Source organism: Roseomonas sp. TAS13 (assembly GCF_001950415.1).
Lineage (GTDB): Bacteria > Pseudomonadota > Alphaproteobacteria > Acetobacterales > Acetobacteraceae > Roseomonas > Roseomonas mucosa.
Window position 1 is genome coordinate 1 of the sequence record NZ_BDLP01000250.1, and the last position, 6,511, is coordinate 6,511.

Sequence of the window (6,511 nt, forward strand, 5' to 3'; positions counted from 1 at the left end):
GCCTTACGGTGGGGCTGTGCGTAGATGTGATCAAGAGACAGCCGAGGCGTGCCCGTCTTTCCGCCGGCGGCAGCGGCGCGAGCAGCACGCGGCCCGGCGTGGTCAGGTGCGCCGGCACGCGGCTGCCGATGCGGATATGGCTGACCAGCGGCGTGTCCGGCATCTCGCGGGCGAGGTAGAGCGCCTCGCCGCCGCTGAGCACGACGAGATAGGAGGAGAGGCCGGTTTCCGCCGCCAGCCGCGCCAGCACCGGCCGCGCCAGGGAAACCAGGTCGCGCGAGGCCAGGGCGGAGGCGGCGAGGCCCAGAAAGCGCAGGCCCAGGCGGTACTCGCCGCCCGGGGCCCGTTCCAGCACGCCCTCGTATTCCAGCGTGTCCAGCAGCCGGGCCAGCGTGGCACGGTTGATGCCGGTGCGCCGTGCGGCCTCGCTGAGATTCGCGGTTGGGCCGCCCTCCGCGATGTATTCCATCAGCCGGACGGCACGCTGCACCGGGGAGATCAGGTGCCCCGGTGCTTCCTCCGGCATCTCGGCCGGCATCAGGCCGCCGCCGCGGGCGGTGTGTCGAGCGGCACGTTCCAGGCGTCGTAGCCATAGACCCAGTCGGCATTGCCGCCGGCGCGCAGCCAGGCATTGCCGCGGGATGCCACCTGGATCTCGGCGGTGCGCGCCAGGCGCGCCCGCTCGTAGCGACGCAGGGCGGCGGGGATGTCGGCCATGCCTTCGTGCAGGCAGCGGGCCAGCACCACGGCATCCTCCACCGCCATGCCGGCGCCCTGCGCCATGAAGGGCATCATCGGGTGGCAGGCATCGCCGAGCAGCGTGACGCGGCCACGCGACCAGGACGGGAGCGGGTCGCGTTCGTAGAGCGCGGTCTTCAGCACGCTGTCGCAGGCCGCCAGCAGCGCCCGCGCCTCGGGGTGGTAGCCGGCATATTCAGCGCGCAGCTCCTCGACGCTGCCGGGCGTGGTCCAGGATTCCTCGCGCCAGCTTTCCTGCGGCGTGGTGGCGAAGATGAAGGTCTCCCGCCCCGCGCTGATCGGGAAGGTGACGATCTGGCTCGCGGCATTCGGCCCCCACCACTTGGTGAAGCGGTCGAGCCCCGGCAGGTCCAGCCTTTCCCGCGGGATCACGGCGCGATAGGCGACCACGCCGGTGAAGCGCGGCTGCTCCTCCCCGAACAGGGCGGCGCGCACCACGGAATGGATGCCGTCCGCGCCCACCAGCGCCGCGACGGTGGCCCGCGTGCCGTCGGCGAAGGCGAGATGCACGCCCGCCGCGTCCTGCGCGATCCTGGTGGCCCGTTGGCCGAGGCGGATGCACTCGGCGGGCAGCGCCTCCTCCAGCGCGCGCAGCAGGTCGGCGCGGTGCAGGGTGAGCTGCGGGGCGCCGTATTTCGCCTCCGCCTCGCCGGACATGGCCAGGACCGAGGTTTCCGTGCCCGTGTCCCAGTCGCGGCTGACGCGGTGCGTGGGGCGGGCGCCATGCTCGCGCAGGGCCGCGCCGATGCCGAGCCCGTCCAGGGCGCGCACGGCGTTGGGCGTCAGGTTGATGTCGGCGCCGACGCGGGAGAACCGGCGCGCCTGCTCGAAGACCAGGACCTCGCGCCCGGCGCGGTGCAGCGCGATGGCGGCAGCGAGGCCGCCGATGCCGCCGCCGATGATGCCGATGGGGGAACCGGGCATGTCCGCTCCTGTCCGGGATAAGACGGCTTGTCTTGGCCGCCGTTGTTCATATTTGAATGAATAGATCAGATATGTTCATCATGAGCGGCGCCGGGTCAAGCCTGTTTTCGTTTTGTGCATCTGCTAACAACATTGGCGGGTTGAGCGGAAAACGGGCGGAAAGCTTCCGGCGCATACCCCGGTTGAACGGAATTGCAGCGTGCGGCCGGATTGACAGGCCGGCGACACCACGCCCAAGCTCCACCCCAACAACGCCGGCCGGGATTTCCTGCCTCAGGAACCACGGGAAAAGGGCGGCCAAGCTTTCGGGAGCCTGACCAGTCGCCGGCGAAGCAACGGATGGGGATCCGTCATGTCTCGCTCGCGCGAAAACAGCCTCGGCCTGCCGCGCCGCCTCCTTCTCGGGGCGGGTGCCGCACTGCCTTTCGCCGTGACCGGCGCGCGGGCGCAGAACGTCCCGCCGCCGCCGCCCGCGCCACGTGGGCAGGTGGTGGTCGGCCTGTCGCAGGAACCCACCGTCTTCAACCCGCTGATGCCCGCCATCGAGGTGGACCAGGGCGTCTGGTGGAACCTCTTCGACCCGCTCTGGGGCGTCGATCCCGACGGCAACCTGACGCCGGCCCTGGCAAAGGAGGTGCCCTCGGTCGAGAATGGCGGCATCTCCAGGGATGGGCTGTCCTGGACGATCAGGCTGAAGGAGGGCGTCACCTGGCATGACGGCACGCCCTTCACCGCCGAGGACGTGAAGTTCACCATCGACCTTCTGAACAACCCGGCCTTCCGGGCCAGGACGCGACTGGGCGCCAATCTCGTCCGCGACATCACGATCAAGGGGCCGCACGAGATCTCCTGGCGCATGGAGAAGGCGTATTCGCCCTATCTCTCCCTGCTGGCCTGGACCTTCATCGTGCCGAAGCACCTGCTGGCCTCGGCTTCCGATCCCAACACCGCACCCTTCAGCAACGCGCCGGTCGGCACCGGCCCCTTCCGCTGGGGCGAACGCGTGCCGGGCGACCACCTGACCCTGTTGGCCAACACCAGGTACCATGGCACGGGCCCGTATCTGGAGCGGCTGGTCTTCAAGTACATCCCGGACCTGACGGTGCTCTACACCCAGTTCCGAACCGGGCAGATCGACCATGCCGGCACCCAGGGCATCCTCGCCAACTTCTACGAGGAGGCGAAGAAGCTGAAGGGCCTCGTGCTCTCGGTGAATCCCAGCCAACAGGTGGAGGCGATCGCGCCGAACCTGGAATTCCCCGCGCTGGCCGACAAGGCGGTGCGGCAGGCGCTGTATCACGGCATCAACAAGCAGGCGATTACCGACATCGTCTATTACGGTCTGCCGAAGCCTACGGAATCCTTCTATCCGCGCCAGTCCTGGGCCTACAACGCGGACCTGCCGGCGCATCGCTACGATCCCGCGGCCGCCAACAGGATCCTCGACGAGGCGGGCTGGAAGCGCGGCGCGCGCGGCATCCGCGAGAAGAACGGCGTACGGCTGGAGTTCAACTCCTCCACCACCGCCGGCAACCCGCTGCGCGAGCAGGTGCAGCAGCTCCTGGCACAGGACTGGCAGAATATCGGCGCCTCGATGAAGATCGCCAACATGCCGGCGGCGGTGATCTGGGGCGAGTTCTTCACCATGTCGAAGTACCAGTCGGTGCTGGTCTCCGCCACCTACCAGACTGGCAACGACCCGGACTGCGCCTATCGCTTCAGCAGCAAGGCCATCCCTGCCAAGGGCGGCGCCGGCTCCAACACCATGCAGTATTCCAACCCGGAGGTGGACCGGCTGCTGGAGGAAGCCACGGCGACCTTCGACCGCGAGGAACGCCGCGCCGCCTACCAGAAGGTGCAGGTCCTGGTGCGCGACGACCTGGCGATCCTGCCGATCTACCAGCCCGCGCCGGTGGAAGGACTCAAGGAGGGGCTGGTCGGCTACAAGCCGAACATCAACGTGCAGTCCAACTGCTGGAACATCGCGACCTGGTACTGGGCTCGCTGAGCGGTGGGGGCTGAGACGGGGCGCGGCGCCCGATGAGGCGCTACCTCACCCTTCGCCTGCTGCAGTCGCTGGTCCTGCTGCTGCTGGTCTCGATGATCGGCTTCGCCATCCTGCACCTGGCGCCCGGCGGGCCGATGTCGCAGTTCATGGCGGGCGGCGAGATGTCGCCGGAGGACATCGCCCGCGTCGAGCGCCAGCTCGGCCTCGACCGGCCCCTGCCGGTGCAGTACCTGGAATGGCTGGGGCGGATGCTGGTGGGCGACTGGGGCCGTTCCTACCGCGACCAGCAGCCGGTGCTCGCCGTGATCGGCTCGCATCTCGGCGCGACGCTGGAGCTGATGGTCACCTCCACCCTGATCGCCATGGTGCTGGGCTGCTGGCTCGGCGTGCTGAGCGCGATCCGGCGCTACTCCTTCTTCGACATGCTGGTGACGGTGGGCTCCATGGTGGCGCTCTCCATCCCGACCTTCTGGTTCGGGCTGGTGGTGATCTTCATCTTCTCGGTGCATCTCGACATCCTGCCGGCGGGCAACCGCTACACGATGGGCGACGGCTCCTTCCTGGATCAGCTGCACCACCTGATCGCGCCCTCCCTGGTGCTGGCCCTGGTCTCCACCGCGATCTGGAGCCGCTACATGCGCTCCTCCATGATCGACGTGCTGCACCAGGACTTCGTGCGCACCGCCCGGGCCAAGGGCATCCCGGAGCGGCGCATCCTGCTGCACCACACGGTGCGCAACGCGCTGCTGCCGATGATCACCGTGGCCGGGCTGCAGCTTCCGAACCTGCTGGGCGGGGCCCTGGTGACAGAGACGGTCTTCACCTGGCCGGGCATGGGGCGGCTCTTCCTCGATTCCATCAGCTACCGCGACTATCCGGTGGTGATGGGCATCCTGATGTTCACCGCGGTGCTGGTGCTGCTGGGCAGCCTGATGGCGGACCTGCTCTATGGCGTGGCCGATCCGCGCCTGCGGCTGAAATAGGCGGCTGCGCCATGCCCAGCGATGCCACGATTGCCCCCCTGGCCGCCGCCCCGGCCCGCCGCGCCGGCAACCCGGCGCTGCGCCGCTTCCTGCGGCACCGGCTGGCGCTGTTCGGCGCCGTCACCATCCTCGTCCTGGTGCTGCTCTGCGCCTTCGGGCCGCATCTGCTGCCCTATGACGACCTGTATATCGACCTGCGCGCCCGCTTCGCGCCGCCCTTCGCCGGGCCGCATGTCCTGGGCACCGACCAGCTCGGCCGCGACACGCTGGCGCGGCTGCTGATGGCGGGGCGCATCTCGCTCGCCGTCGGCTTCGCCGCCATGGCGCTGTCGATGCTGATCGGCATCAGCGTGGGCCTCGTCGCAGGCTTCTATGGCGGGGTGGTGGGGGCGGTGCTGATGCGCTTCGTCGATGCGATGCTCTGCTTTCCCAGCATCTTCCTGCTGCTGGCCCTGGCGGCCTTCGTGCAGCCGGATGTGGTGAGCATCATCGTCCTGATCGCGCTGACCGCCTGGATGGAAGTGGCGCGCATCGTGGAGGCACAGATCCGCGCGCTGCGGGAGCGCGACTTCGCCGTGGCGGCGGAGGCGAGCGGCGCGGGCGACACGCGGATCATGCTGCGGGAGCTTCTGCCCAACGCGCTGGCGCCGATCGTGGTCTCGGCCACGCTGAACGTGGCGCACGCGATCCTGGCGGAATCCTACATCAGCTTCCTCGGCTACGGTATCCAGCCGCCGACGCCGAGCTGGGGCAACATGCTCGACAACGCGCAGACCTATCTCGGCAGCGCCCCATGGCTCGCCATCATCCCCGGAGCGGTGATCGCGCTGACGGTGACCTGCTTCAACTTCCTGGGCGACGGGCTGCGCGATGCGCTGGACCCGCGGGCGGCGGGGCGGTGACCCGATCCGCCACCCTTCCCGCGCCGGAGACCGGCGCGGCGGCAGGCCCGGCGCCGGGAGCCATGCCGGCGGAGAACGTGCTGGAGGTGCGCGGGCTGAACGTCCGCTTCGGCGCGCTGCCGGCAGTGCAGGACGTATCCTTCGAGGTGCGCCGGGGTGAGACCCTGGCCCTGGTCGGCGAGTCCGGCTCGGGCAAGAGCGTCACCAGCCTGGCCCTGCTGCGCCTGACGCCGCCCGCCCCCGCCTGCCGGGTGGAGGGGCAGGTGCTGCTGCGCCGGAAGGACGGCAACACGGTGGATCTCCTCGCCCTGCGGGAGGAGGAGATGCGCGCGATGCGCACCGCGAAGGTCGCCATGGTCTTCCAGGAGCCGATGACCTCCTTCAACCCGGTGCACACGATCGGCGCGCAGATCGCGGAGGCGATCCGCTTCCATGAGGGGGTCGGCCGGCGCGCCGCCGAAGGGCGGGCGGCGGAGCTGCTGGACCTCGTCGGCATCCCCGATCCGAAGCGGCGCCTGTCCGCCTATCCGCACCAGCTTTCCGGCGGCATGCGGCAGCGGGCGATGATCGCCATGGCGCTGTCCTGCGGGCCGGAGCTGCTGATCGCCGACGAGCCGACCACGGCGCTGGACGTCACCATCCAGGCGCAGATCCTGGAACTCCTCGCCCGGCTGCAGAAGCAGACCGGCATGGCGATGATCTTCATCACCCACAATCTCGGCGTGGTGGCGGAGATCGCCGACCGGGTGATGGTGATGTATGCGGGCCGGGTGGTGGAGCAGGCGGAACTGCTGCCGCTCTTCCGGAGCCCACGCATGCCCTATACCGCCGGGCTGATGCGCTCCGTGCCGCGCCTCGACCTCGCGGGGCAGCGGCGCGAGCCGCTCTTCGCCATTCCCGGGCAGGTGCCGGACCCGCGCCACCCGCCGCCGGGC

Annotated in this window: 7 protein-coding genes; 4 read left to right on the top strand and 3 right to left on the bottom strand. The window is 69.7% G+C overall.

Annotation, left to right across the window (positions count from 1 at the left end):
* The 3 genes from ROTAS13_RS16995 to ROTAS13_RS26440 form a co-directional block, all read right to left on the bottom strand.
* The coding region (locus tag ROTAS13_RS16995; RefSeq protein ID WP_075822923.1) for an IclR family transcriptional regulator at window positions 1–538 on the bottom strand (538 nt) is incomplete at its 3' end.
* The gene (locus ROTAS13_RS17000) at window positions 538–1,683 is read right to left on the bottom strand and encodes an FAD-dependent monooxygenase (RefSeq protein ID WP_075822924.1); all 1,146 of its coding nucleotides are present in this window, start codon (window positions 1,681–1,683) and stop codon (window positions 538–540) included. The genes ROTAS13_RS17000 and ROTAS13_RS16995, both read right to left, overlap by 1 nt.
* Before the next feature lie 46 nt (window positions 1,684–1,729).
* Entirely contained in the window at window positions 1,730–1,984 is a 255-nt protein-coding gene (locus tag ROTAS13_RS26440) for a hypothetical protein (protein WP_126281915.1), read from the bottom strand.
* Window positions 1,985–2,035: 51 nt separating this feature from the next.
* Here ROTAS13_RS26440 and ROTAS13_RS17005 point away from each other — a divergent pair, with 51 nt between their 5' ends.
* The 4 genes from ROTAS13_RS17005 to ROTAS13_RS17020 form a co-directional block, all read left to right on the top strand.
* The gene (locus tag ROTAS13_RS17005) at window positions 2,036–3,691 is read left to right on the top strand and encodes a peptide ABC transporter substrate-binding protein (protein ID WP_075822925.1); all 1,656 of its coding nucleotides are present in this window, start codon (window positions 2,036–2,038) and stop codon (window positions 3,689–3,691) included.
* 32 nt (window positions 3,692–3,723) lie between these two features.
* Entirely contained in the window at window positions 3,724–4,674 is a 951-nt protein-coding gene (locus ROTAS13_RS17010; protein WP_075822926.1) for an ABC transporter permease, read from the top strand.
* Between the two features lie 11 nt (window positions 4,675–4,685).
* On the top strand, window positions 4,686–5,576 hold the full coding sequence (locus ROTAS13_RS17015) for an ABC transporter permease (RefSeq protein WP_075822927.1): 891 nt from the start codon (window positions 4,686–4,688) through the stop codon (window positions 5,574–5,576).
* On the top strand, window positions 5,573–6,511 hold a 939-nt coding region (locus ROTAS13_RS17020), incomplete at its 3' end, for an ABC transporter ATP-binding protein (protein WP_371329200.1). The genes ROTAS13_RS17015 and ROTAS13_RS17020, both read left to right, overlap by 4 nt.